Genomic DNA, 24,223 nt, shown 5'->3' with positions numbered 1-24,223 from the left:
TCCTTCCCGCTTAGGTTGTTCTATGATCTTCAAGCATTTTTAAGCAAAAAAAGCCTACCCTATATTCTATATAGATGATACTACCCTATATAACCGGCACAATAACAGGTAAATATCTGGATGTGCGCCCTGAAATAAGCAAAAACTCCCTTTTGGGAAGGGAGTTTTCGGTACGTATTTAATCAATGGAGACCGTGGATACCCCGTCAATTCTGCGAATCCGGGAAGCGAGCTCCAGCGGATCGAATGCCCGTTTGCTGAGCGCGTTCAAAGCGATTTCGACCGTGGTTGAAGGCGGCTGAAGCTCGCCGTACGGCACGTTGCTTCGCTCGTTGACGACCGCTTTTTTCACGGTAATCTCCTCTTCCTCCAGCAGGTCGGATATGGATTCGAGCAGCCCCGGAGCAGAAATGGCGCAAACCGATATCAAATGGAGCTTGCTGCTGCGGATGTACCGCTGCTCCAGCTTGTTGAACACGACCAGCGTCAGCAAAATAAGAAACGTCGCCGCCACGGAGGCAAAGTAAAAACCCGCGCCTACAGCGAGCCCGACGGCGGCAACGACCCATATCGACGCGGCCGTGGTTAGGCCCGTAATCGATTTCCCGGTAAACAAAATCGTTCCGGCCCCCAAAAAGCCGACCCCCGTAATGACGGCCGAGGCCAATCTCGCAGGATCGATCCGGATGTTGACCTCGTGCACGAATTCGGAAAAACCGTAAATGGACAACATGATAATGAGCGTCGATCCCATGCATACAAGGATATGAGTCCGAAGGCCGGCTGCATGGTTGGAGCGTTCCCGTTCCAAACCGACAAGCCCGCCCAAAAGCACAGACAACAGCAGGCGCAGCAGGATATGCACGTTATCTATATACCATGGATCCGTCAAAAGCCAATCTCTCCCCATTTCTCCCTATGAATGCAATTGCGCTGCCATAGGAAGGATCATTTAAATCGATATGTCCGCCCGCTTATGGAAGGTCGTAAGCTCCACGCCCGGGGCCACTTCAAACGTCTCGTAAGGCACAAAACCGTATTTGAGGTATAACGCGACCGCAGGTTCATTTTTGGCGCCGGTCGATACGATAAACAGCGGAACGTTCGGATGGCTTTCAAACACATGCCGGATGAGGCTCCCCGCGATGCCTTTGCGAAAATGGCCCGGATGGACCATCATGCGCATCAACGTCAGCGATCCCGGCGTTTCCTGTTTCGTCGCCACCGCGCCAAGCAGTTCCCCTTCCTCGTCCAAGCAGCCGTAAAACGTTTCGCCGCAGTTCCGCAGCGTTTCATGGGTATCGAGCAGCGGCGGAATATCGTAAAACCCGATTTTTTCGGCCTCCAGCCGGTAAGCAATGTGCTGCAGCCTCCAAATTTGGTCCACCATGTCCCCGTCCTGCAATGAAAGCTTGGTTATCACAGGGATCCCCCTTTTCAGGCTATACGCCGCAAGTCAAAAAAAGAACAAATGAACAGGCGAAAAAGATTCGCCTAACAAAAAAGGGCTTGTCCGGCGGACAAGCCCCAAGACCCGTTCCTCTTACTGCTTGAGCACTTCTTCCAGCAATTTGTTGACGATCGCCGGATTCGCTTTCCCGCGGCTCTCCTTCATGACTTGGCCGACCAGGAAGCCGATCGCTTTCTGCTTGCCCGCTCGATAATCCTCGACGGATTGCGGATTCGCGGCGACCACCTGCTCGACGATCGATTTGATGGCGCCTTCGTCGCTGATCTGGACGAGTCCTTTTTCCTCGACGATTTGCTGCGGAAGCTTGCCGCTTTCGAGCATTTCCTTAAAGACGGTTTTGGCGATTTTCGTGCTGATCGTGCCTTTGTCGATCAGGCCGATCATTTCGCCCAAACCTTGGCCCGTCATTTTCACTTCGGAAAATTCCAGGTTGTTGGCGTTAAGATAGCCGAGCAGCTCGCCCATAATCCAGTTGGAAACGGATTTCGCGTCTTTCGTGTATTTCAGGCTGTCTTCGAACAGATCCGCGATCGGCTTCGAGGAGGTGATCACCTCGGCATCGTAGCTAGGCAGACCGTATTCATTGGTATAACGCGCCTTGCGTGCGTCCGGCAGCTCCGGAATCGATTCGCGGATGCGGTTTTTCCATTCTTCGTCAATGTATACCTTCACCAGATCCGGGTCCGGGAAATAGCGGTAATCATGAGCTTCTTCCTTGCCGCGCATCGTAAACGTTTTGCCCTGCGCTTCGTCCCAGCGCCGGGTTTCCTGCACGACGGTTCCGCCTTCGTCCAAAATTTCCGCTTGGCGGTATTCCTCGTATTCGAGACCTCTTTGCACGCCGCGGAAGGAGTTCATGTTTTTCAGCTCGGCACGCGTGCCGAATTCCTTTTGCCCATAAGGACGGATGCTGATGTTCGCGTCGCAGCGCATCGAACCCTCTTCCATTTTGACGTCGGATACTTCGCAGTATTGCATGATGGCGCGCAGCTTCTCCAAATAAGCGCGGGCCTCTTCCGGCGAAGAAATTTCCGGTTCCGACACGATTTCCACGAGCGGCGTGCCGACGCGGTTAAAGTCCACCAGCGAAGCATACCCTCCGTCGATATGCGTCAGCTTGCCCGCGTCTTCCTCCAAATGGAGGCGGGTAATGCCGATCCGTTTCGTTGTGCCGTCGACTTCGATGTCGATCCAACCGTTTTGTCCGACCGGCTGATCGTATTGGGAAATTTGATAAGCCTTCGGCGAATCCGGGTAAAAATAGTTTTTCCGGTCGAATTTGCTTACGTCCGCGATTTCGCAATTGAGCGCCATCGCCGCTTTGATCGCGTATTCTACCGCCTGCTTGTTAAGCACCGGCAGCACGCCGGGATGGCCCAAGCAGATCGGGCACGTGTGCGTGTTGGGCGGAGCGCCGAATTCGGTCGAACAGCCGCAAAAAATTTTGGACTCGGTCTTCAGCTCGACGTGGACCTCGAGTCCGATGACAGTTTCGTATTTTGAAGATGGCATGTTTGGGTTCCCTCCTTTTAAGCCGATTTACAGGTTAGGCCGCTGTTTATGATGTTCGGTGTTTTGCTCGAAAGCTCCCGCCACGCGCAGCACCGTGCTTTCGTCAAACGGTTTGCCGATGATTTGCAGGCCGACCGGCAGCCCCTCGGAAAAACCGCAAGGAACGCTGATCGCCGGTACGCCGGCAAGGCTCACCGGAATGGTCAAAATATCGTTCAGATACATCGTGAGCGGATTGTCCACCTGAGCGCCCAGCTTAAACGCCGGCGTCGGAGCCGTCGGCCCGATGATCACGTCATATTGCTCGAACACCTGGTCGAAATCGCGTTTGATCAACGTACGCGCCTTCTGCGCCTTCAGATAAAACGCATCGTAATAACCGGAGCTCAGCGCGTAGGTGCCCAGCATGATCCGGCGCTTGACTTCGGGACCGAAGCCTTCGCTGCGGGATTCGAGGTACAGATCCAGCAGGTTGCCGGATTGTCCGGCCCGCACGCCGTAACGGACGCCGTCGAAACGGGCCAGGTTGGAAGAAGCTTCGGAGGAAGCCAGCAAATAATAAGCGGCAACCGCATATTCGGTATGCGGAAGGGATACTTCCTCGACGACCGCGCCCATGCCTTCAAGCAGTTTCAGCGCAGCCTGGACCTGCTGCTTCACGCCCGCGTCGACGCCTTCTCCCATATATTCCTTCGGAACGGCGATGCGCAGCCCTTTGACGTCACCCGTGAGTGCGCTCAAATAATCCGGAATGTCGACGTTGGCCGAAGTCGAATCCATATTGTCGTAACCGGCAATCGCCTGCAGGACATAGGCAGCGTCTTCGACGTTTTTCGTGACCGGACCGATCTGGTCGAGCGAAGAAGCAAAAGCGACCAGGCCGAAACGGGACACGAGCCCGTACGTCGGCTTCAGGCCGACAACGCCGCAATAGGAGGCCGGCTGGCGGATGGAGCCGCCGGTGTCCGTACCAAGCGCAAAATAGGCCTCGCCCGCGGCGACGGATGCCGCCGAGCCGCCGCTGGAACCGCCCGGAACGCGTTCAAGATCCCATGGATTGCGTACCGGATGGAAACTCGAGTTTTCGTTCGAACCGCCCATCGCAAATTCGTCCATGTTTAATTTTCCGATCGTGACGGCGTCGGCTTCCCGCAGCTTGCGCACGACGGTCGCGTCATATACCGGATTGAAATTCGACAGGAATTGGCTCGCGCAGGTCGTGCGGATGCCTTCCGTCACGATGTTGTCCTTGATGCCGGCAGGCAGCCCGAAAAGAAGGCCGCGCTCCTCTCCCGACGCCAATTTGTCGTCCAGACGGCGGGCCGTATTTTTCGCGCCCTCTTCGTTTAAAGTCAAATACGCGCCGATCCGTTCATCCCGTTCCGATATGGTGCGGAACGTTTCTTCCACCAGCTCCAGCACAGAAAGCTCCTTTTGATGAAGCTTGCTATGTATTTCTTTCAAATTTTGATTGATCAGGCTCAAGTTGCCTCTTCCTCCTTTCGTAATGAAACGTTCTATTCGAGCACGGCCGGAACTTTGAACTGTCCGTCTTCTTCGTCCGGCGCGTTCAGCATGACCTTTTCGATCGGCAAGCTTTCGCGTTTCACGTCCTCGCGCATGACATTGCTGACAGGCAGCACGTGGGTCGTCGGTTCAACCCCGTCCGTATCGAGTTCATTCAATTTTTCCGCATATTGTAAAATAGCGTTCAGCTGTTCCGTGAACATCTGCTCTTCTTCCGCGCTCAAATTGAGGCGGGCAAGCTTGGCCACGTGCCGAACGTCCTGATTGGTGATGCTCATAAATCGGATTCCTCCTTATTCCTTCTTATATTAAAGGATTAAAGCCTCGGATAACGTTTCTAATTATATTGTAGAACCAAAGACAATTCAATGCGGAGCTTGGCTCCCGCCGGAAAAACCGGGCGCTCCGCCGGATTCCCCGGCAGGCCTCCGCTCCGGTCCGCGCAGCCTTTGCAGGCTCTTTGCCAAGCTCTTCAAACCCGTATAGCAAACGTGTTTTTCCAAAACTTAGGGATAAAAAACATGGGGTATATCATAAGGAACAGATTCGGAATCCACCATGCGGGATCAAATTCGCAGCGGATCGCCCAATAGGAAATGCCCATCATCCCGGAGCAAAACGTCAATACGAGCGAAATCAAGGCCGCCGATTTCCAGGCCGGCGATGGCTTGCGGTACAAATACAGCGCCGTCAATCCGGTTGCCGACACCAGCATGTCGAGCGGAAAAAACGACCAGTTCCAAGCGATCAAAATCGGGTTCCTATAATCGGAATAAGCCCATTCGGGAGGGATGAGGCCCAGTGCCGTCGCGCCGAAATATAGAATAAACGAAATATCCGTCAACAGAAAAAACCATTTCAATGCGTGCATGGAGGGCTCTTTTCGATGGGAAACGTTCATTGGATCAGATCCCCTTTCCCCGTTCGTCCGCCAGCTCGGAAATGCCCGCCGCAAGCTCCGTTTGGATTTTTTTCTCCGAAATGTCCGAAGGCTCTCCCGACGAGCGGGCTCCATGGGCTCGATCTCCCAAATTCAGCCCGATGACGCCCAGGATGATTAAGGCAATCGAAACGGCTTTGACCAGCGTCATCGATTCATGGAAATACATGTACCCGATAACGGCAATGGCTGCCGTGCCGATTCCGGACCATATGGCATAGGCGACGCTGACAGGCACCTGCTTTAGAGCCAGGTTCAAGCTGGAAAAGGCTAATATGTACAGCACGATCATCAGTATGGACGGTACGATTTTGGTAAAGCCGTTGGACATCTTCATCGAGACGGTTCCCCCGACCTCCAGCGCAATCGCAAAAATCAAATAAACCCATGACATGCCTTCATCACATCCCTTCCGAAGATTCGGCTATATTGCTCTTTCCGTCCCCTTGCGAAACAATGCCAAATAACAGCGTATCGACCATCGCATCAACGGCGCCGACGAGGGACACCTTCGCGTTCACGAGGAAATCCGGGTCAAAAACGGCAAACGACGCTCCGCGCATGCACTGAACGACCGACGGAATGTCCACGGGACGCAGTTCCCCCGACGCGATGCCTTCCTGGAGCAAGGCTTCAACGGTGCCCCATTCCTCCTCCAATAAACGATCGACCTTGACCCATTCCTGCGGAGCGTGGCGACGCATCTCTTCAAGCACCCGCGCATCGGCAAGCCGTAGTCCGCTGGGCACGATCGACAATATGGCTTTTAGTTTCCGCGCGGCGCTCCAATCCGGACGCCCATAGATGTCGCGCTGGGTTTGCAGCACTTCGTGGATCGCTTCGTCCACGATCGCGCCGATCAGTTCTTCCTTTGATGCGAAATGCTCATAAATGGTTCGTTTGCTGATTCCAAGCTCGGATGCGAGATCCCCCATCGTAAATTTGAAGCCTTTGCGATTCAGCAGCGTAAGCGCGGCCTGCTGCAATTTCTCTTTCATGAACAACCTCCCGCATTCATTTTCGGTAACAATAAAACCATTTTATTATTTTTAGTACCAAAAAAGTATACCGCGTTTCATATAAAAAAACAAAGCTTCGCTATTTTCATAGCGGCATGCATCCGTATCCGGTATCCGGGCATTTTCAACCTACAGTTCGGATCCCCCGCCGAACGGCCAGTGTGAAGGTTTAGTAAACCATATACACAAAAAAGAGCCGGCATGTAGCCGACTCTTCTAAATCCAGGCCCGCAAATTCACTTGCTTGATGAATTCCGCCTGCGAAAGCACCTCTGGCGCCGATTCCTCTTCTTCTTCTTCCTGATCGAGCTCGCCGTTCATAATCTGATGAAACAGCTTCTCGTTATATGTCGCAAGGGCGTAATCGATCAGCGCTTCCCGCGTGGTCATCTCCACTTCATGCTGAATGAGCAGCTCTTCCGGCTGCACATCACCCGATGGCACGAAAAAGTTTCGGTTAATCTTAGGCACCCGGATCACATAATCAAACGCGTTGTCCGGGTTCCGGTCATAAGCAATCAGATAACCGTATTCCCCTATAGGAAGGTTCTGCTCAAAGGCGTCCGCGACGATCACAATCTTTTCCCCAAGTTGCAGCATCGTCTACCTCCTAGATGTCTATCATTGTTTGTATAGTCTACTAAAAAAAAGTGAGCCTGTCTACTCGGAACCCGCCCGAATTCGAAGCAAAAGGCCTAATTTCAAAAAAACCCGGGCCATTCGCACAAAATGTCGGCCAAAAAAATGGCAAATAGCTGAATTTAAAGCCGAAAAACCGCGAACAACATCTGTACGCCGAGCCTCATTTATAGCGCTTTATCCCGGTTATCAGAAGTTTCTCCCGGAAATCTATCAGAAAACACTACTGATAGATCAAATTATATACACTGCAAAAAAAGAACGCAAACCGGGATAAATCCACAGCTTGCGTGCTTCGCGAATGTAAATGTAACATTAAATTAACATCATTGTATCAAGAGTGTTACCGTTTGTCCAGCCGTTTTTCTCGATTTCTGTCGAGAAAATGACCTCCGGATAGGTTTATGACACATACGGGTTATGGGCGCGCTCGTATCCGATAGTCGTTTTCGGTCCGTGGCCCGGATAGACTTTGACTTCGTCTTTAAAAGTAAAGAGCTTGTTCCGGATGGAATCGAGCAGATCCCGTTCCCGTCCCCCGTACAAATCCGTTCTTCCGACGCCAAGCTTGAACAGCACATCCCCTGAAAAAAGATCGTCCCCGCATAAAAAGCTCACGCTTCCCGGCGAATGCCCCGGCGTATGATACACCGTAAAGGTATGGCCGATCAGCTCCAGCTTTTGCCCTTCGTCCAGACCGAATTCGGCTGGAGCGGTTGAAAGCGGCGGCGACACCTGCGGCCAATTCAGCGACCCGTTCAGCTTCGGATTTTCAAGCCAATCGGCTTCCAGATCATGCAGGTACACCGGACAGTTTTTAAGCTTCCGGATTTCATCCACCCCGCCCATGTGGTCGAAATGCGCATGAGTCAACAGGATCGCTTCGATTTCGAGCGGTTCGATTTTTTTGATGAGGGCGCCGGGGTTCATTCCCGGATCGATGATCACGGCGCGGCCGGGATCTTCTCCTGTCAGCAGGTAAGCGTTCGTTTGCAGCGGTCCGAGGCAAAAGGTTTGAATGTTCAGCATTTCGCCTAAAACCCCGAGATCAGTTCACGCAGTTCCTTGATAACGACCGCATGATGATCGGTTCCTTCCCCGTAAGCTGCGATAAGCTCTTTGCGGCACTCGGCCATTTTTTCCTGGTAATCGGGCGCCTCCCGGTCCGGGTTCTGCTGCTTGAACCGTACCATGATCTGCTGCACATGCGCGGGCCGCGGCCCCCATTTGCCCAGGACGTTTCCGTCCGTATCCGTAAAAATGACGACAGGCACGCTTCGTCCCCCCATCGTCAAAAACTGGTCCATCACGTCGAAGTTTTCTTCGAGAATAAGCACTTGGGTCGGGATGTCCGCCGCTTCAAGCGCCCGGAACACGACAGGCACGTTGCGCACGACGTCTCCGCACCAATCCGCAGCTAAAATCAACACGCGCAAATCGTCACGGGATCGCAGGTTTTCGAAAAATTCGCGGTCGCCGTCGTTTTCCCACGAGAACGCCTCATAACCCGACTGGAATTCCTCCCGGTTCTTCTGCATGCCGTCAATGAATTGCTGCGGGGAAAGCCCGGTATTCAGCTTGTCCGCCAAATTGACTGTCATTTACTTTGTCCCCTTTCTGGATCTCGACTTCACCATTTTGATAACAAAATACACGATTAACAGCGCAAGCGCAACGAGCAAAATCGGCGTCACGTACGGCCCTGCTTTTTCATTCACGTGCTCCCACTGATCTCCGAGGACATACCCGAGATAAACGAACAGCACCGACCACGGAATGATTGCCAGCGTCGTCAGCAGAATAAAACGCCATACGTTCATCTTGGAAATCCCGGCCGGAATCGAGATGGCATGACGCACTACCGGAATAAACCGAGCCGTAAAAATGACGCCTGTGCCGTATTTGTTGAACCACTGCTCTGCAGCGTCGATATGTTTTTTATGAATAAAAATATATTTCCCGTATTTCTCGAGCACCGGTCTGCCGCCGTAACGCCCGATCCAGTACACGAACAGCTGCGCGATGACGCCGCCGACAATACCGAACAGCACGGCTCCGATAAAGCTGATATGACCCGAGGATACCAAAAAGCCGCCGTAAGCAAGCACGATCTCGCTCGGTATGACTTCAATCATTAAGCCCAGCATGATGCCGAAATAACCCAGACTTTGAATCCAATGAAACAATTGGCTGACGATATCCGAAATAAAATGCACTGTGGCCCCTCTCTTCTATATGTACTTTGAAGTCCCTATCCAAATCTATTCTAGCATAGTAGCGGACATGACTTCTACTTGCGCCCAATTGCGCCGGAAAGGTGTCTTTGCCCGCTTCTCCGGCATATGGTGGGGAATAAAAGGAGGTAGGTCACATGCCGCCGATTTCTCAGAAAAAAGACGCTCCGCTGCCTTCGGCCCGCGGCATCCGCAGAGCCTGCAGCAAAGAGCTGTACCGGACGGTCAAGCGGCTGAAAGTATACGTCCCGGATGACGCCCTCCGCGAAGGCGAAGCGCTCTATTACCGCAAGGTGATCGGCAACCTGATCTGGATCCACGAAAACCGCAGCAACCGGAAGCTGCTGTGCGATTGGTGGGACGAAGCGGTCCGCGGCGAGTTGGCCGCGCTTTGGAAGGTGGACGAAGAGCATCTCGGAAAAGCCTTCCGCGAAGCTTTCGGCGGCTGAACGGCCGGTTCCGTAAAAATTCAGCCAAGAAGAGACGGTGCCGAGCGTCGGGGTTTCGATCCGGCGGCCGAAGTTTCCGCAGCCGGTCCCGTGCATTTATTCCGAAACGGGGAGGGATCGTTCGAGCCGGGCAAGCTCGCGGCCCCATATGCGAGCTTCGCGGGTCAGACCGAACTCCCGGTCATTCCGGACCTGGGCCCGGCTAGAGTCTGCGGCCCGGCGGACATATTCGTCGTACAGCGCAAGCCCGGCGGCAACGGTCCGGCGGGCTTCCGTCACGCTGCCTGACGCCAGCTTGCGCCGGGCCAGCCGGAACAGGCCCTCCAGGCTTTTGGTCTGCTCGCCCGCGTTGTATTTGTCCCTTTGAAAGCCGGCCTCTGTCCAAAAGGCGGCGGCATAGGCATCCCCTCGCCGGACGGCATTGTCAGCAAGGGCGAACAGCAGACCGGGGTGTCCGGGCGAATAGGACAAGCTCCGCTTAAGCACCGTCTCCGCATCTCGGGGAGGCAGCCTGCGCGCCAGTTCCAGCGCCGTCCCGGCATCGGCCGGATTCCATTCCAGCGAGGAGCGCAGAAGCGCGGCGGCTTGGACTTGCGAGGTTTCGGTCATCGCCTGCTCATGCAGCCGGTGGCCCATTTCTCCGCGGAAGGCGAGCCAAACGCCTCCCCCGGTGAGGCCAAGCCAAAGCAGCAGAAGCGATGCCGTGCCGAGCGCCGAAAGGCGATATCTGAACCGGGCAAGCTGCGATCGGCGCCGCGAACCTTCCGCTGCTTTCCCCGCCCTTTCGTAGGATTGTTCCCCTTCTTCCTCTCTTGGTGCCAGAACCCCGTCGGCTTTCGCCGTTTGATCGGAAAGCCCCCGTGCAGCCAACAAAAACATCAGCAGCCAGACCAGTCCGAAACTGAAGTCAAGATCGACGGCGCCATGCAGCGCGAAAACGGCGTAAGCCGGCAACAGCTCGCGCCGGCGGCGAAAGAGGATTCCTCCGGCAGCCGCGAGCATCAGGAGCAAAACGGATGTGCCAAGGATGCCCGTGTTCAGCAGCATGTCCAGGTAACCGCTGTGAACCTGGCTGCCGACATAAGGATTCGACTGCACGGCGCGGTACGAAAACCGCCAGGTCTCCCCGCCCTGCCCGAACCAGGGCGCCTGTCCAAACAGCCGCCACGCGTCGCGGTACATCGCCCCGCGCGCCGTGACGGTGCCGAAGTTTCGGACGATGCGCTCCTGCGCCGTCAGCAACACCGCGGCCGCACCTGCGGCCGCGAGGATGCCGCCTGCCGCCCAGGCCAGGCGGCGGCGGGAAGCCGCCCCGCTGCGCGCGAGGCGGCAACCCCCCAGGCCGGCAAGCATGCTGCCGGCCCAAACCCCGGCCAGCGCGAGCAGGCCGGGGACGGGCCGTACCGCCAGCGCGGCGGCTGCCAGCTGGCGGTACAGCAAGGCCGCGCCCGCGAAAGCCGCGGCCGCAAGCAGCAGCGGCGCGAGGCTGCGCCGCCGCTGCAGGGCAAGGCCGGCGGCCAGGGCCGCGCCGGCCGCAAGCCACGCGCCGCGCGACTCGCTCAGGAGGAGCGCGGCGGCGTACGGCAGCAGCGGGAGCGCAGCCCGCAGCAGCCGGGCCTCCCCTGCTCCGGGCTCATGCCGGAGCAGCGCAAACAGCCGCTCCAGCAGGAAGGCGGCCATAAGCATGCCGAACGTGTTCGGATATTCCACAAGGCCGGCCAGTCTGGCTCCGCTGGCGCTGATGCCGGCGTTCGAGCTGAACACGACCGCATGCGGCAGCGGCAGTACGCCGCAAATCGCCAACAGCGCCGAACCGCACAGGAGCGCGCCTGCCGCATGCCAGGCCGCCGCCAGAACCCGCTGCCCTCCCTTGCGGCGGGCGACGGCAGCTGCGGAAACGGCAAAAAGACCGTAAAACCCCCACCGCAGCAGCTGGTTCACCGTCCCGTGAACGGACAATGGCCCCAGCAGCCAGTGAAAGGCATATACAGTCATCAATATAAACGGGCTTAGGATCCATAGGGTTTCGGAGACGGAACCGAAACTTGCCGACCCGACCCTTTCATTTCCGGATGCCGCCGCATGCCGGATCAGCGCTGCAGCGCCCCCAAAAAACAGCAGCAGGCCGTACAGCATCCAGGCCGGATATAAATCCGCCGTAAAATAAAAGCCGGAATTCAGACAAGATATAAGCAGCACCGCCATCAGCGCCGCTTCTCCCACGCCTTGAACAGAGCGTTTCACGTTCTGCCTCCTATTCCTTTTCCTGAAGCCCCGATGGGGTAACGACAGCGTTACTTCGAATTGTCCTTCGCGCCTGGCAGCAGATCCGCGCACGCTTTTTCCAAATACGGCCGGGCTTGGAGGAAGTCGCGGAACGCCGTATATTCGCGCCATAGCTGCTCCTTGTCGGAAGCTTGACTTTTGACCGCCCGGATCAAAATGTTTTTCGGCGTATGCTCCAGGTCGATGAATTCGAGCAGCTGCGTTTTGTACCCGAGAATGTCAAGCAGCTTGGCCCGGATGCCGTCGGTTGCCAGCGCCGAGAAACGCTCCTTCAGGATGCCGTGGGAAAACAGCGGCTCCATGACCTCGTTGTCGATCTGGTTAAACAATTCATGCTGGCAGCACGGCACCGAAAGGATGACCGAAGCGTCCCAGCGGACCGCCTTCTCCAAGGCCGCGTCCGTCGCGGTATCGCAGGCATGGAGCGTCACCACCATATCCACCTGCTCCAGCTCGTCGTAGTCGGCGATATCTCCGACCAAAAACCGCAGGTTGCTGTAATGCAGCCTGTCCGCAAGCTGGTTGCAGTGCTCGATGACGTCCGCCTTCAAATCCAAACCGATGATTTTCAGCGGCCGCCGTTCCTGGATCGACAAGTAGTGATAGAGCGCAAAGGTCAAATACGACTTGCCGCAGCCGAAGTCCACGATCGTCAGCGGGCGTCCCTCAGGCAGCGCCGGAAGCACGTCCTCCACCATCTCCAGAAAACGGTTGATCTGTTTGAACTTATCGTATTTTCGGGCCAAAACCTTCCCTTGGTCATTCATTATACCCAGTTCGACCAGGAACGAAATCGGATGGCCCTCTTCCAGCACATACTTTTTTTTGCGGTTATGCGCGAGGTCGGCCGTCGTTTTGGTCGGAGATTTGGTCAGGATCGACACCTTGTATTTTTTGCTGACCAAAATCTGATAGTCCGCATCCGGCGTGCAAATCATCCCTTGCCGGAACGTTTGCTCGAACAGCCGCATGATCGCTTCCTCAGCCTCTTCCGCGGGGATGTTTTGATGGACGACCTTGTTCGGATGAACGTATGCGAACTGGTAATGTATCTTCTTCTTCAGCTCGACCGGCTTGATCTGCACCTTCGTGAAGGTCGCGCCCTCGCGTTTGCGCAGCTGGCTCAGCGTCGCCGTAATCAATGTCGTTTCTTCCGTAATGTCATGGATGAGTTTGCGTAAAGATTCCAAGAGAGTACATCTCACTTTCCCGTATTTTCAACATGAAGCTTTTTGATCGTCCGCCGCAGTTCTTCCGCGCCTTCCCGCACCTCTTCCCGGGGAAGTCCGCCTGCTTCAAGCTCCTCGTCGCTTCGCGCCAAAAGTCTTTGATAGAAGGCATGGCCTTCCTCTTCGGTCAGCTCCTGTTGACTAAGCAGCCGGTACAGCGCGTTTTCCGCTTCGGCGTAACGTCCCTGCTCCTCTTCATAGCCAAACAGCAGCTTGTCCGTTGTGGCCGGAAGCCTGTAGCCTTTAACCTGTTCCTTCAGCTCGGCCACGCGTTCCGGCAGCTTCAGCATCGTATGGTCCGCCCCGTGAAGATCGGCATAGAGATACAGGTGCAGCGATTTCATCAGGCGGGTCAACCCTTCATCCTGTCGATCCATATCCATGTAAACGCCGCCTTCTTCCTGAAGGAGCCTGGCTACGGTTTGCAGTTTATCGGCTTCGATGCCGCCGCCCAAGCGAAACATCTCTATGATATCCTCAACGGACAGGGAATTCAAAAGCTTCGAATTCAGACGGAAGTTTTTGCTCAGCAAGTCGTCGATTTCCCATAAAGCCTCGATATATTTTTTCTGCTGTTTGAGACCGAATACTTTGCCAACCATTTCAACCATGTCTTCCACCATCTGCAGCAAATAGTCTTTCCTGAACATAATGCCCCTCAACCCTTTCCAAAATAAATTCGATATAGGCGCTCGCGAAAATTTCCTTTTGCTGCCTGTCCGTGCCGGAATCATATTTTCCGAAAAGATAGCCGGCGCTGCCTGATAAGGAACATTCTTTTTAATGATTGTATGATATTCGGAATGCCAAAGCCAGCGGACCGTTAGCAAAATCGGATGCGGGTGGAGCCGGAGGGGAAAAATCCGGTCGCAGCGGGACGACATCTCCCCTTCCGCCTATACGCGAGTTTCGTCGTGGACACTGAACGAACTCGACACCGCAGCCCATCGTATGGTCACTTCACTACCACCTTCAGCTTATGAAGCGTTAAGACCGGCTCATAGGTGCAAAACATCGGCAAAAAGCCGGCTCCCCTTGAATGATAAGGGGTCCGGCTTTATTGTTCATCGCGTGAAGCTGTAACGGGGTGAAGTTTTCAGCGTATTAAAGGTCCCGGTTCGATGCGGTCTGCTCCAAAAAACGAAGAATGACCCGAGCCAGTTTCTCCGGTGCTTCCATCATGCTCATATGACCTGCTCCTTGAATCGTCGCTTTTGTTATGTTCGGACGGTCTGCGGAAAATACTTTTTCCGGTGGCGCCACCCGATCGTTTTCGCCGGCCACCAGCAGCACCGGCAGCGCCGAAGCGGAAATGACGTCCCGGCGGTCCGGCCGCTCGCGCATGGCCAAAGCCGCGCCCGCGGCGCCTTGCGGCGGCGTCAAATAGCCGATTTCCTTCGCTTTTTCGATAAGCTCCGGCTGGGACTTCGCCGTGTCCGGCGCAAACAAGCCCGGAATCAGGCCGTCGATGAAAGCGGTAACCCCTTCCGATTGGATGGTGCTCACCGCCTTCAGCCGTTTTTCCTTGCTCGCTTCGTCATCCGCGTATCCCGTTGAATGGATGAGGCCAAAGCCGTTTAACCGGGCGGCATACCGCTGCGCAAACGAAAGCGTGACGTACCCGCCCATGGAATGGCCCAACATCGTTGCTTTCGGCAGGTTCAGCTCATCCAGAAGTTTCAGGACATCATCCGCCATTTGCTCGATCGAATACTTGCCCAGCGGGGCGTCGGACGAGCCGTGCCCGCGCAGGTCGGGCACGATGCAGCGGTAGCTGCCGGACAAAAGCGGGACCAGCTGCTCCCAGTAGCCGGAGCTTCCGCAAAAACCGTGAAGAAGAACCACCGGCTCCCCTTCTCCTTGATCGGTATAACAAAGCGTATATCCGTCGCAAACTACTTTATTCATCATAAAACCCTTCTTTCGTGAGGATTTGGCAAAACACTTTTTTTTCCGATCCGCTTATGCAGCCATATTCCGGGCGGTACGCCCATAGAATTTAAATAAATGGCCAACCCCTTAACCGGTTTGCGCCCGCATCCGCGATCATTCCGAATGCTTCCGCCGCGGCCGAGGCGATTTGGCCGGCCATCGTCATCACATGATGCAGCGATGTCATCTGCAGCGTCGCGTAAGGTTTGGGACCAAGCGCATTCACGACGGCGGCCACGCTGTAATGGCCGACGGCAGGAAGCGCTTGTCCTACCGACCGTGCGGGCAACAGCGGCTCGTCCGAAACCAAAAAGCTTCCGACCGATTGCGGCTGACCCAGGCAGGCATCGATGGCGACCACTACACGGCTTGCGGGAATGTCCGCCAAAAGGGCTTCCAGGCTGAAAGCGTCGCATGGAGCAAGCAGCGTCCCTACGACATGGGGAAAGCCATAATCGGAAAGCGCGCTTCCCGTCAGCGGGCCGAGCGCATCGCCGGTAGAACGGTCCGTGCCGATGCACAAAAAGGTTACGTCGCCGGGTTCATGCCGGCCGCGGATATCCGCAAAAAAGGAGCGCAGTCCGTCGGCATCCGTTTTTTTGCTGTTTCCGCCCTTGGCCCGGCCAGAGCGAAAGTCTTGATTCAACAAGGCAAAATGCCTCCCTTGCAGCTTGATCGACAGTTTCCTTTCGATTTTACTGCAAATCGGCCGGCAAGAAAAATCATTTTCCTGTACCGGACACTCAGACGTGCTACAATGGTTACAGCCCGGCTAGTCCCCAGGCAAATCGGGCCTTGGCTTCGCAACCTGTTCACACATTTTTGGCAGGGACTAAGGAAGTCATAAACTCTCGCAGCGTAAAAAAGAAATTGGAAAGGATGATCCTCCCCATGGATTTATCGCAAAAAACGGCTGAAAATATCGAATACATGATCGAACAGATCAAAACCAAGCTGAGAATGGCCAGCGGCGCCGCCATGAGCTCCACCGCCTTTTCGGTGGATCAATACGAGGATATCCGCGATGTCTACGAGCTTGTGATGAACAAATCGAACCTCAGCATTTCCGAAGTGGAAGCTTTGGTTTCGGAGCTTGGCCGCTTGCGCAGCAGATAAAAATGAATCCGCCTTTTTTTACGGATATGAAAGCCCCCTGATGTTCCTTGGTCCGCATGCGTGCGAAGGAACACCGCAGGGGGCTTTTCTGCAAGCCGGCTGGCGTTTAGGGAATATCGACAAGCACGAATTCCGCATCCCCGTCGCTGCTCGTCCCTTTGATATGAAGGTCGCAGTTGTTGCGGATCCGGGCCGCGTCCCCCGGTTCGAGCTGGAAGGTGCCGTCGTTGCAGCCGATTTCCAAATGGCCGGAAATGAGGAACAAATACGTCCTTCTCTCCTCTTGCTGGTCGAACACGATTTCTTTGCCCGTCTCCAAAATCGGAATGTAGAGCGCAATGTCCGAATGGATCGGCAGCCCTTCTTGCCCTTCCTCCCTTCCGGTTACCGCCGGCGTAAGCTTGTTCAGCCGCTCCTCCCTGGAAAGGACCCGGGAAGTCCATGACGGCCTGTGCCCCGGCGCGGAAGGCAAAAACCACATCTGCATAAACCTGACAGGCTCGTCTTCGGACGGGTTTGTCTCCGAATGGTTAATGCCCGTACCGGCACTCATCACCTGAACCGAGCCCGCCGGAAGGCGTTTCGTGTTGCCCAGGCTATCGTTATGTTGGAGCGTCCCGGATAGGACGTAGCTGACGATTTCCAAATCATGATGAGGATGTTTCTTAAAGCCTTGCAACGGACTTAGCCGGTTGTCGTTATGCGCCAGCAGGCAGCCGAAATGCGAGTTGCTCGGATCATCGTAATCGGCGAAAGAAAAGCTGAATTCGCTGTGGATCCACTCCTTCTCCGACGTATGACGTTCCGCTGAAGTGACCACTTTAATCATTTTACATCCACCTCCATGAATGTGTGTCCAGTTAAGGTTGCTTTTGATTATGTAGTTTTTACCCCCAACTTTTGCGGCTCAATCACTTTGGACATTAAAAACGCCGATCGACGTATCTTCTTCCAAAGATGACAGACCGCGTTTAGCGGAAATTTTTTTCCGGGATAAAGCGGCTTTGGCAGCGAAGAACCACGCTTTCGGATCTTTTCAAAAAAATCCCTTCCGGCCTCCGGAAGGGATTTCGCTGCACATGATATGCGATTTATGGATAACTTCCAGGCAATTCGCGGGAACCGAAGTCCGTGGGACTTGCTTGTCGGGCGTTATACGGATTGCAGGCGGAACACCGTTTCGGCGTGCCCTACCTTTTTGCCTTCGTCATTAAAAATGTCATGCGTAAAAGACTCTTTTAACCGCCGGATGAGCCCCTCATTCCCGTAACCGATTTGTTCCAGAATGGACTCTACGATCCATCCCCATTCTTCCTCCGATCCGTCCAATACCTTAAAAGCGATGCCAAGCCGTTCTTTTTTGAGGCCGAAGCAGTACACTCCTTTAAATCCGCCCTTGGCGATGAAATTGGCGTCCTGCAAAACAAGGGAATCGACGCGGCCGCTGCCCCCCACCATCTCGGGGTGAAGGTTCATCGCCCGGGTGATGGTCGCTACCGCTTCCCTGATGCCTTCATCCTGAATAAGATCCGGGCAGGCGAGCTTCACGTATGCCGAAGCCATCGCCGACAGCGGCAAAGCAAATACGGGAAAACCGCAGCCGTCGGTGCCCAGACTGATCCGCTCCGGTGCGATGCCGCACATCGCCGATACGGTTTCAATGATTTCTTTTTGAACGGGATGCCCCGGATCTGCGTATCCTTCCAGCGGGTATCCTTTCATTTTGCAGTAAGCGAGTACGCCGAGATGTTTGCCCGAGCAGTTATGGTATAGACGGCGCTTGCCGCCATGCCTGCGCAGCACGTCTTCCTTGCTCTCTTCGTTCAACGGAAAGCTTGGCGCGCAGACGAGCTCCGATTCCGTCAAACCGGTTTTTTTCATGATGCTCTCCAGCACCTCGACATGCTCATGCTGTGCCATGTGGGAAGCCGTCATGATCGCGATTTCCTTTTCGTTCAGCCCGTAATGGGATGCAATCCCTCCGCGGATCGGCGCGATCGCCTGAAGCGGCTTCGCGGCCGAACGGGTAAAGGTGACGAAATCGGGATCGCCTGCGAACGCCTCGGTTTCTCCCCGCCCGTTTACGATGCATATATGTCCATGATGCGAGCATTCCATAATGCCCGCGCGGTATTCCTTGACCAGTACCGGTTCCATCAGACCATCTCTCCTTTAGCTAATCGCTTATCCATCATACAACTAATTTCAAAGAGTTTGAAGATCGCCGCCGTTATTGTACATTATTTTCCCCGGCTCCATATTTCATGATTTTTGTTTCAGCCGCCATAAGACCGTTTAAATACGAAATAAGCAAGGACAAACCCGAATAACATGTCGTTCTGAATTCATAATCTTCCGGCATTTGCATCAGCCGCCTCGCCATATTATCGGTGAATTGCTGCAGACGAGTGCCGGGATGAAATTTGACACAAGGAGTGGTCTCGATGAATAAAACGGAAACGGATTGCCAAGTTCAAAGCGGCGGTACCTCCACGTTCCTTAAAGGAGCGCTGATCGGCGGTTTGCTCGGGGCGGCTGCGGCGCTGCTGTTTGCCCCGAAGTCCGGGCGGGAGCTCCGGGGCGATTTGTCCGGGACGATCAGCAGCATGACGGACAAGTCGAAAGAGCTGGCTTCGGCATGGGGAGAAAAGGCGTCCGACGTCGCCAAAACGGTTTCCTCCAAAGCGACGGACCTCGCCAAAACGGTCAACGAAGGCAAAAACAGCATCATGGAAAGCGTGAAGCAGGCTTCCGCCGATCTGGCCGACGACGCCAAAAGCGCCTCCGATAAAGTCAAATCGGCTTCGGAGGACGCCTCCAAACAGCTCCGCGAATCGATGGAATAGTTCCTCCTGCCGCCGGATAAACGATTCACCCCTAAGCCAGCTGAACCGGCTGGCTTTTTCTGCGCCCAAGGCGACATTAAAGGCGCCCATGCGCCGAAAGAAAGCAGGGATGAGCATGAGCAAACCAAGCGCGTATCGCGTCGACGTCGACGAGCACCCGTTCGAACTGAGGCATGAGGTCAAAAGGCTGAACAGGCGTCTCGATCAAATCGCCGATTCCCTCGAAAAAGCGGAAATCAAGGATGTTCTCGAAAATTACACGAACCCGAAAAAGAGGATCATCACCAATTTCACCTCGGGGATCGCCCGCGGCCTCGGTCTCTCCCTCGGCACGTTTGTCATTTTGGGAATTCTCGGGTACATTTTGAGCCTCTTCGTCAAAATGCCCGTCATCGGCGAGTATATCGCCAACCTGCAGCACTATATCAACGAGTATAAACGGTGAGTCGGGCAGCCGATCACCGTTTTCATATGAGCAAGAGCGGTACCCGCATTTCTCCCGGGACCGCTCTTTATAGTCTATGACGAACCGCTTCTGCGCGAATCGCGTCGCCGTCATATTTTCGACTTCCTTCCCTTGACCCGCAGCAGATCCCCGGTCCAGCCTTTTCTGTGCATCCACCAGTACATGCCCAGCGTAAATAAAAACGTGGCAAACATGACGCTGATGAAGCCCCAAGGCGTTTTGATCGCCGGAAGGTTGTCGAAGTTCATGCCCCAGATCGCACCGACGACGGTAGCCGGCGTAAATATGGAGGTCACGATCGTGAGCGTTTTCATGATTTCATTGCCGCGGAACGCGGACACGGCCTCATCGATGGAAATCAAGGTGTCGATTTCGTCCTCGTAATGCCGGAAGGCCCGGGTCATCCGCTCCATGCGATGGATCAGCCGCAAAAACTGCCTGCTTTTCTCCAGCCTCTCCAAATACCCCTCCCTGGCTGCAGCGATGAACTCGTCGAATGGTGTGAACAAATTGCTCCAAAACAAAAGCTCAAACCGGGAGTTCAAAATTTTGTCCATCAAATGGCGCTGATTGTCCAGCTCCATGGCCCGCTCGATGCTGCGCAGGTTCACCTCGAAGCGGTCCAGTCCCTGGTGGAAATAATGCAGCAGCGTCCGGGCCAGCACGAACATGCCGTCCACGGCCGTTTGGCATTGCTGCAGCATTGCGCTTCTTTCTTTGGCTTCCATCATTTCCCGCGTATTCGGATCCATGTTGATCGTGACGAGCATCTTCTCCTGTACGAAAAAATGAAGCCTGTCCACCGGGCTGACGCTGGTGACTTCACTGTTAACGGAGTATGGGAGGGTACCGAAAATAACGGCGTTTACGCCATCGGGAAAGCGTACGGAAATATAGTTTTCGCTGACTTCCGGAATGACGCGCAGCCACTCGTCGATGACGTCGGATTCCAAGCGAAGCTTTCGAAGCGCGTTTGCGGAGGAGTCCCCCGAAGCCAAATCATACCACCGCCACCCCCCCGCAAAATTCAGCAAGCGGTGCTGCACCGCATTGGAAGCATTGTTCATAGGCCTTTCTCCTTTCGTCGGTCCGGCATGATGGAAGGCATCCGCCTTTCGAATATGTAAAAGGACACGCCATTTTCTCCGCGGAGAAAGATGCTGCGTGCCCTATCTAAAAATACCCGTCATGAGCGCAAGCAAAAACAGGCTTGTCCGTCATAGCGATGAATTCGACATGATTTCTTTTAATTTTTCGGTTGCCCGCTTCTGAATGCGCGAGACGCTCATCTGTGAAACGCCCAGCTTCTGGGCGATCGAGCGCTGGGATTCCCCGTCCTGGAAAGCCATCAGCAGCACCCGCTGCTCCTGCTCCTTCAATTGGCTTAGAGCCTGCTGCAAATCCATCCGTTTTTCAACCGTATCGTAATCGTTGGCCTCGGAGCTGATCAGTTCCCCGAGCGTTGCCCCCGTTTCTTCCTGGGAAAGCGGGGAATCGAGAGATACGTAATGGTAACATTCCCGTCCGGCAAGCACTTCCACCGTTTCCTCCACCGAAAGATCCAGATACTCCGCAATCTCTTCCACATTCGGCGAACGTTCAAGCTTCACCGTCAGCTCGTCGATGGCGTGCTGGACAAGCGCGCCTTTTTCCTTGATTCGCCGCGGCACCTGGATGTACCAGGACTTATCACGAAGGAAATTTTTCATGTGGCCGATCATGCTTTTCATGGCGTAAGGCTCAAACGGAACCCCAAGCTCAATGTCATACTGCTGCAGAAGGCGGATCAGGGACATTTGGCCGACCTGGTACAAATCCTCGTACAAATCGGGCCGGTTCCGGGCGATTTTGCCCGCTGCGATTTTCACCATAGGTTCATATTTTTGGATTAGAACGGTAGCGATTTCGTTGTCTTTGGTCTGCTGGTACTGCCAAATCAAACCTACGGCCTCGCTCATGGACTCAGGGGGAGTCACTTTATCGTTCATACCTTTTCCTCGCTTCTCATCAGACGTTTGGACATCACGACCTTGGTTCCGCGCCCGGCGGCGTTTTCGATGCTGACTTCATCCATGAGCGCTTCCATCAGGTAGAAACCAAGCCCGCCGATTTCTACGTCCAGCAGTTCCTTGTCGTGAAGCGTAACGCTGCCGTTCGAAGCAGTCCGTTCAAAGCTCTCCCCTTCGTCCCGTACCGTAATGGACAACATGTCCTCAAACAACTCGAACGCAACCTCGACGATGCCGTCCTGCTTATCGTAAGCATAAAGCACCGAATTGTTGCACGCTTCCGATACCGCTACCTTCATATCTTCGATATCTTCATACGAAAAACCCATTTTCGAGGCGATCCCATACAAATTCAGTCTGACAATATCCACATACTCCGCTTTGGCCGGCAGACTGATCACGACTCTTTGCACTTCAGCATTCATTCTATTCTTCGATCCTTTCCTATTGGGAATTCTCAGTGGGGGCAAAAAACTTGGCGATACCCGTCATATCAAACAGCTTCTGGATTTGGGCTGGAATCTGCTCCACCTGGAAGCGGGCCTGCATCCCGTGTCTCGCCTTCAGAATGGAAAGCAAAATCCCGATCCCGGTGCTGTCAATATATTTCAAATCCTTCATGTTGATGATCAAATCGATACCGGCATCCGAGACCAGCGGCTCCATGACAAGCCTGAAATCGGGGGCAACCGACAAATCCAGTTCTCCGCTTAAATATACGGTGCAAGAATTTCCACTTTTTTCTGTCATTACGTTGAATTTTTCGTTTTTATTTGTATTCATAGACATTCTCTCCCGAAAATTGATTTCATTTCGTCATATCAGGCGCATCTTCATCTTAGTTCCATACGATCTGATATTTACAAATAACCTGAACGTGCCCGCTTGAATCATCTTCGGCTCATAATGGCAAAGAAAGCGGAAAACGGTTCAGCACTTCCTTGAGCTTGCTCATCCGCACAGGTTTGCTGATGTAATCATCCATCCCCGCTTTCAGGCAGCGGTCGCAGGTCCCCTCCATCACGTTGGCCGTCATCGCGACAATCACCGGCCTCCGGTTTACAGGCTTCTGCCGCTCCCGAATAAGCTTTGTGGCTTCCAGACCGTCCATCACCGGCATTTGCAGGTCCATAAAAATGTATTGATAACCCGGACTCTTCTGCATTTTATCGACGGCCTGCTTCCCGTCCTCGGCGACGTCGGCCTTCAGCCCGAATTTGCCCAGCATGTTGACCATCAGCTTCTGGTTCACCGGGTGATCGTCGACGACCAGAACGTCCGGCGGCGCGTTCCGGTCCCGGTTTACCTGAAGGCAAAGCTCGTCGAAGCGCCCGCCCAAGCATTCGTCATGCTCCGTTTCTTTTACGATGATGTTGAAAATAAACGTTGCTCCTTGATCTTCGGGCGGCTCGACCCGGATGTCGCCGCCCATCATCTCGACAAGCGATTTGCAAATCGCCAAGCCGAGGCCGGTTCCGCCGTATTTGCGCGTCATGGACGAATCCAGCTGGGAAAACGGCTTAAAGAGACGGTCGATTTTATCTTCCGCAATGCCGATGCCCGTATCTTTTACGGCAAATTCAATGTCCAAGGCGCCGGCCGCCTGCTCCTTCAAAGAAACCATCAGGTAGACGCCGCCTTCATGGGTAAACTTCACCGCGTTGGCGATCAAATTGATGAGCACCTGACGCAGCCTTGCCATATCGCCGTAGACCGCCGATGGAATCCGTTCGTCGAGGAAATAAACGAGCTCCAGGTTTTTTTTGCCGGCCTCGACGGAAAACAGGCTGAACACCTCCTGAATGCAGACGACGAGATCAAAAGGATGCTCCTCCAGCTCCATTTTGCCGGACTCCATTTTGGTGAAATCCAGGATGTCGTTGATCACCGTCACGAGCGCGTCGGCGCTGTGGCGAATAATTTCCGCGTATTCCTTTTGCTCTTCCTTGAGGTCGGTTTCCATCAACAGGTCGACCATGCCGATCACGCCGTTCATCGGCGTGCGGATTTCATGGCTCATCATGGCCAGAAACTCGGTTTTCGCTTTGGCGGCGATTTCCGCCGCCTCTTTGGCCTTCACCAGCTCCTGGTTGATTTTCTCCAACTCCTGGGTTTTTTGCTGCAGCAGCATCGACTGGGTTTTATGCTTTTTGCCCGTCAAGTACATTTCGACGAACCCTTCGATTTTGGTCTTCAAAATTTGGGGGATAAACGGCTTAACCATATAGTCGATGGCGCCGGCGGAATACCCCGCAAACAAATGCTCCACTTCCTTGCTGTTCGCCGAAACGAAAATGATCGGGATGTCCTTCGTTTTGTCCCTTTTTTTGATCAGCTTCGCCGTTTCGATCCCGTCCAGTCCCGGCATTTGCACATCAAGCACAATGACGGCGAATTCATCCTTAAGCAGGCAGCGCAGCGCTTCTTCTCCGGACGTCGCCTTGACGAGGTTGTAGCGTTCGCTGTCCAGCACGGCCTCCAGGGCCAGCAAATTTTCCGGATGGTCGTCCACGAGCAGTATATGAATCGGTTCTTGAACCCCCATAGA

At 54.5% G+C, this 24,223-nt stretch carries 28 protein-coding genes; 4 read left to right on the top strand and 24 right to left on the bottom strand.

Annotation, left to right across the window (positions count from 1 at the left end):
- Nucleotides 1–178: 178 nt before the first annotated feature.
- From RJP21_RS26275 to uptA, 12 genes are all read right to left on the bottom strand, one after another.
- Nucleotides 179–892: an MgtC/SapB family protein gene (locus RJP21_RS26275; protein ID WP_310861904.1), complete on the bottom strand. Its 714-nt coding sequence runs from the start codon at nt 890–892 to the stop codon at nt 179–181.
- A 60-nt stretch (nt 893–952) separates the two neighbouring features.
- Nucleotides 953–1,423, bottom strand: coding sequence for a GNAT family N-acetyltransferase (locus tag RJP21_RS26270; protein ID WP_310861903.1), 471 nt, complete (start codon nt 1,421–1,423; stop codon nt 953–955).
- Between the two features lie 120 nt (nt 1,424–1,543).
- Nucleotides 1,544–2,983: an Asp-tRNA(Asn)/Glu-tRNA(Gln) amidotransferase subunit GatB gene (gatB, locus tag RJP21_RS26265; protein ID WP_310861902.1), complete on the bottom strand. Its 1,440-nt coding sequence runs from the start codon at nt 2,981–2,983 to the stop codon at nt 1,544–1,546.
- 27 nt (nt 2,984–3,010) lie between these two features.
- On the bottom strand, nt 3,011–4,468 hold the full coding sequence (gene gatA / locus RJP21_RS26260) for an Asp-tRNA(Asn)/Glu-tRNA(Gln) amidotransferase subunit GatA (RefSeq protein ID WP_310861901.1): 1,458 nt from the start codon (nt 4,466–4,468) through the stop codon (nt 3,011–3,013).
- A gap of 32 nt (nt 4,469–4,500) precedes the next feature.
- Nucleotides 4,501–4,788, bottom strand: a complete 288-nt coding sequence (gatC, locus tag RJP21_RS26255; protein WP_310861900.1) for an Asp-tRNA(Asn)/Glu-tRNA(Gln) amidotransferase subunit GatC — start codon at nt 4,786–4,788, stop codon at nt 4,501–4,503.
- Between the two features lie 194 nt (nt 4,789–4,982).
- Nucleotides 4,983–5,381 (bottom strand): DUF5360 family protein, encoded by a 399-nt coding sequence (locus tag RJP21_RS26250; protein WP_310861914.1) that lies wholly within the window; start codon nt 5,379–5,381, stop codon nt 4,983–4,985.
- A gap of 34 nt (nt 5,382–5,415) precedes the next feature.
- Nucleotides 5,416–5,844 (bottom strand): DMT family transporter, encoded by a 429-nt coding sequence (locus tag RJP21_RS26245; protein ID WP_310861899.1) that lies wholly within the window; start codon nt 5,842–5,844, stop codon nt 5,416–5,418.
- Between the two features lie 7 nt (nt 5,845–5,851).
- A complete protein-coding gene (locus RJP21_RS26240; protein WP_310861898.1) occupies nt 5,852–6,448 on the bottom strand; it encodes a TetR/AcrR family transcriptional regulator in 597 nt (198 codons plus the stop codon).
- Between the two features lie 237 nt (nt 6,449–6,685).
- Nucleotides 6,686–7,069 carry an ATPase gene (locus tag RJP21_RS26235; protein ID WP_310861897.1) on the bottom strand — a complete coding sequence of 128 codons (384 nt, stop codon included), beginning with the start codon at nt 7,067–7,069 and terminating at the stop codon, nt 6,686–6,688.
- A gap of 441 nt (nt 7,070–7,510) precedes the next feature.
- Complete coding sequence (locus RJP21_RS26230; protein WP_160044490.1) at nt 7,511–8,137, bottom strand: MBL fold metallo-hydrolase; 627 nt, start codon at nt 8,135–8,137, stop codon at nt 7,511–7,513.
- A gap of 5 nt (nt 8,138–8,142) precedes the next feature.
- Entirely contained in the window at nt 8,143–8,709 is a 567-nt protein-coding gene (locus RJP21_RS26225) for a thioredoxin family protein (protein ID WP_212958724.1), read from the bottom strand.
- Entirely contained in the window at nt 8,710–9,324 is a 615-nt protein-coding gene (uptA, locus tag RJP21_RS26220; protein WP_310861896.1) for an undecaprenyl phosphate transporter UptA, read from the bottom strand. It abuts the gene before it with no gap.
- A gap of 155 nt (nt 9,325–9,479) precedes the next feature.
- On the opposite strand from uptA, the gene RJP21_RS26215 reads away from it, so the two are divergent.
- Nucleotides 9,480–9,791, top strand: a complete 312-nt coding sequence (locus tag RJP21_RS26215) for a dehydrogenase (RefSeq protein ID WP_160044493.1) — start codon at nt 9,480–9,482, stop codon at nt 9,789–9,791.
- A 96-nt stretch (nt 9,792–9,887) separates the two neighbouring features.
- Here the strand turns inward: RJP21_RS26215 and RJP21_RS26210 are convergent, their stop codons facing one another.
- The 5 genes from RJP21_RS26210 to yyaC all read right to left on the bottom strand — a co-directional run bounded on the left by RJP21_RS26210 (nt 9,888) and on the right by yyaC (nt 15,887).
- Nucleotides 9,888–12,035 (bottom strand): O-antigen ligase family protein, encoded by a 2,148-nt coding sequence (locus tag RJP21_RS26210; protein WP_310861895.1) that lies wholly within the window; start codon nt 12,033–12,035, stop codon nt 9,888–9,890.
- 50 nt (nt 12,036–12,085) lie between these two features.
- Nucleotides 12,086–13,267 (bottom strand): class I SAM-dependent methyltransferase, encoded by a 1,182-nt coding sequence (locus RJP21_RS26205; RefSeq protein ID WP_310861894.1) that lies wholly within the window; start codon nt 13,265–13,267, stop codon nt 12,086–12,088.
- A gap of 11 nt (nt 13,268–13,278) precedes the next feature.
- Nucleotides 13,279–13,956, bottom strand: a complete 678-nt coding sequence (locus tag RJP21_RS26200; protein ID WP_310861893.1) for a DUF6483 family protein — start codon at nt 13,954–13,956, stop codon at nt 13,279–13,281.
- Between the two features lie 454 nt (nt 13,957–14,410).
- Entirely contained in the window at nt 14,411–15,214 is an 804-nt protein-coding gene (locus RJP21_RS26195) for an alpha/beta fold hydrolase (protein ID WP_310861913.1), read from the bottom strand.
- Between the two features lie 91 nt (nt 15,215–15,305).
- Nucleotides 15,306–15,887: a spore protease YyaC gene (gene yyaC / locus RJP21_RS26190; protein WP_397386288.1), complete on the bottom strand. Its 582-nt coding sequence runs from the start codon at nt 15,885–15,887 to the stop codon at nt 15,306–15,308.
- Between the two features lie 242 nt (nt 15,888–16,129).
- On the opposite strand from yyaC, the gene RJP21_RS26185 reads away from it, so the two are divergent.
- The gene (locus RJP21_RS26185; protein WP_160044497.1) at nt 16,130–16,354 is read left to right on the top strand and encodes a DUF1128 domain-containing protein; all 225 of its coding nucleotides are present in this window, start codon (nt 16,130–16,132) and stop codon (nt 16,352–16,354) included.
- Nucleotides 16,355–16,460: 106 nt separating this feature from the next.
- Here the strand turns inward: RJP21_RS26185 and RJP21_RS26180 are convergent, their stop codons facing one another.
- Entirely contained in the window at nt 16,461–17,183 is a 723-nt protein-coding gene (locus tag RJP21_RS26180) for a pirin family protein (RefSeq protein ID WP_310861892.1), read from the bottom strand.
- 323 nt (nt 17,184–17,506) lie between these two features.
- On the bottom strand, nt 17,507–18,511 hold the full coding sequence (locus RJP21_RS26175) for an asparaginase (protein ID WP_310861891.1): 1,005 nt from the start codon (nt 18,509–18,511) through the stop codon (nt 17,507–17,509).
- Between the two features lie 287 nt (nt 18,512–18,798).
- On the opposite strand from RJP21_RS26175, the gene RJP21_RS26170 reads away from it, so the two are divergent.
- Both RJP21_RS26170 and RJP21_RS26165 read left to right on the top strand, forming a co-directional pair.
- A complete protein-coding gene (locus tag RJP21_RS26170) occupies nt 18,799–19,200 on the top strand; it encodes a YtxH domain-containing protein (RefSeq protein WP_160044500.1) in 402 nt (133 codons plus the stop codon).
- An 88-nt stretch (nt 19,201–19,288) separates the two neighbouring features.
- Nucleotides 19,289–19,645, top strand: coding sequence for a DUF5665 domain-containing protein (locus RJP21_RS26165; RefSeq protein WP_373309284.1), 357 nt, complete (start codon nt 19,289–19,291; stop codon nt 19,643–19,645).
- A 110-nt stretch (nt 19,646–19,755) separates the two neighbouring features.
- Here RJP21_RS26165 and RJP21_RS26160 read toward each other — a convergent pair whose 3' ends face one another.
- From RJP21_RS26160 to RJP21_RS26140, 5 genes are all read right to left on the bottom strand, one after another.
- Nucleotides 19,756–20,733, bottom strand: a complete 978-nt coding sequence (locus RJP21_RS26160; RefSeq protein WP_310861890.1) for a magnesium transporter CorA family protein — start codon at nt 20,731–20,733, stop codon at nt 19,756–19,758.
- Nucleotides 20,734–20,883: 150 nt separating this feature from the next.
- Nucleotides 20,884–21,654, bottom strand: a complete 771-nt coding sequence (locus RJP21_RS26155) for a sigma-70 family RNA polymerase sigma factor (protein ID WP_160044503.1) — start codon at nt 21,652–21,654, stop codon at nt 20,884–20,886.
- Entirely contained in the window at nt 21,651–22,100 is a 450-nt protein-coding gene (rsbW, locus tag RJP21_RS26150) for an anti-sigma B factor RsbW (protein ID WP_160044504.1), read from the bottom strand. The genes RJP21_RS26155 and rsbW overlap by 4 nt, the downstream gene beginning before the upstream one ends.
- A 19-nt stretch (nt 22,101–22,119) precedes the next feature.
- On the bottom strand, nt 22,120–22,458 hold the full coding sequence (locus RJP21_RS26145; RefSeq protein WP_310861889.1) for an STAS domain-containing protein: 339 nt from the start codon (nt 22,456–22,458) through the stop codon (nt 22,120–22,122).
- A 118-nt stretch (nt 22,459–22,576) separates the two neighbouring features.
- Entirely contained in the window at nt 22,577–24,220 is a 1,644-nt protein-coding gene (locus RJP21_RS26140; protein WP_310861888.1) for a response regulator, read from the bottom strand.
- Between the last annotated feature and the right edge of the window lie 3 nt (nt 24,221–24,223).

The organism is Paenibacillus sp. VCA1 (assembly GCF_031583795.1).
GTDB lineage: Bacteria > Bacillota > Bacilli > Paenibacillales > Paenibacillaceae > Paenibacillus_AQ > Paenibacillus_AQ albilobatus.
This window is presented reverse-complemented; position numbering and strand designations above follow the sequence as displayed.

Excerpts from the sequence above, each read along its gene's own strand:
- RJP21_RS26235 (WP_310861897.1), bottom strand. The coding sequence starts at position 7,069 with ATGCTGCAACTTGGGGAAAAGATTGTGATCGTCGCGGACGCCTTTGAG.
- RJP21_RS26165 (WP_373309284.1), top strand. The coding sequence starts at position 19,289 with ATGCGCCGAAAGAAAGCAGGGATGAGCATGAGCAAACCAAGCGCGTAT.
- RJP21_RS26230 (WP_160044490.1), bottom strand. The coding sequence starts at position 8,137 with ATGCTGAACATTCAAACCTTTTGCCTCGGACCGCTGCAAACGAACGCT.
- rsbW (WP_160044504.1), bottom strand. The coding sequence starts at position 22,100 with ATGAATGCTGAAGTGCAAAGAGTCGTGATCAGTCTGCCGGCCAAAGCG.
- RJP21_RS26175 (WP_310861891.1), bottom strand. The coding sequence starts at position 18,511 with ATGGAACCGGTACTGGTCAAGGAATACCGCGCGGGCATTATGGAATGC.
- RJP21_RS26140 (WP_310861888.1), bottom strand. The coding sequence starts at position 24,220 with ATGGGGGTTCAAGAACCGATTCATATACTGCTCGTGGACGACCATCCG.
- RJP21_RS26145 (WP_310861889.1), bottom strand. The coding sequence starts at position 22,458 with ATGAATACAAATAAAAACGAAAAATTCAACGTAATGACAGAAAAAAGT.
- RJP21_RS26155 (WP_160044503.1), bottom strand. The coding sequence starts at position 21,654 with ATGAACGATAAAGTGACTCCCCCTGAGTCCATGAGCGAGGCCGTAGGT.
- RJP21_RS26170 (WP_160044500.1), top strand. The coding sequence starts at position 18,799 with ATGAATAAAACGGAAACGGATTGCCAAGTTCAAAGCGGCGGTACCTCC.
- RJP21_RS26215 (WP_160044493.1), top strand. The coding sequence starts at position 9,480 with ATGCCGCCGATTTCTCAGAAAAAAGACGCTCCGCTGCCTTCGGCCCGC.
- RJP21_RS26245 (WP_310861899.1), bottom strand. The coding sequence starts at position 5,844 with ATGTCATGGGTTTATTTGATTTTTGCGATTGCGCTGGAGGTCGGGGGA.
- RJP21_RS26200 (WP_310861893.1), bottom strand. The coding sequence starts at position 13,956 with ATGTTCAGGAAAGACTATTTGCTGCAGATGGTGGAAGACATGGTTGAA.
- RJP21_RS26185 (WP_160044497.1), top strand. The coding sequence starts at position 16,130 with ATGGATTTATCGCAAAAAACGGCTGAAAATATCGAATACATGATCGAA.
- gatC (WP_310861900.1), bottom strand. The coding sequence starts at position 4,788 with ATGAGCATCACCAATCAGGACGTTCGGCACGTGGCCAAGCTTGCCCGC.
- RJP21_RS26160 (WP_310861890.1), bottom strand. The coding sequence starts at position 20,733 with ATGAACAATGCTTCCAATGCGGTGCAGCACCGCTTGCTGAATTTTGCG.
- RJP21_RS26225 (WP_212958724.1), bottom strand. The coding sequence starts at position 8,709 with ATGACAGTCAATTTGGCGGACAAGCTGAATACCGGGCTTTCCCCGCAG.
- gatB (WP_310861902.1), bottom strand. The coding sequence starts at position 2,983 with ATGCCATCTTCAAAATACGAAACTGTCATCGGACTCGAGGTCCACGTC.
- RJP21_RS26250 (WP_310861914.1), bottom strand. The coding sequence starts at position 5,381 with ATGCACGCATTGAAATGGTTTTTTCTGTTGACGGATATTTCGTTTATT.
- RJP21_RS26240 (WP_310861898.1), bottom strand. The coding sequence starts at position 6,448 with ATGAAAGAGAAATTGCAGCAGGCCGCGCTTACGCTGCTGAATCGCAAA.
- RJP21_RS26195 (WP_310861913.1), bottom strand. The coding sequence starts at position 15,214 with ATGAATAAAGTAGTTTGCGACGGATATACGCTTTGTTATACCGATCAA.
- RJP21_RS26180 (WP_310861892.1), bottom strand. The coding sequence starts at position 17,183 with ATGATTAAAGTGGTCACTTCAGCGGAACGTCATACGTCGGAGAAGGAG.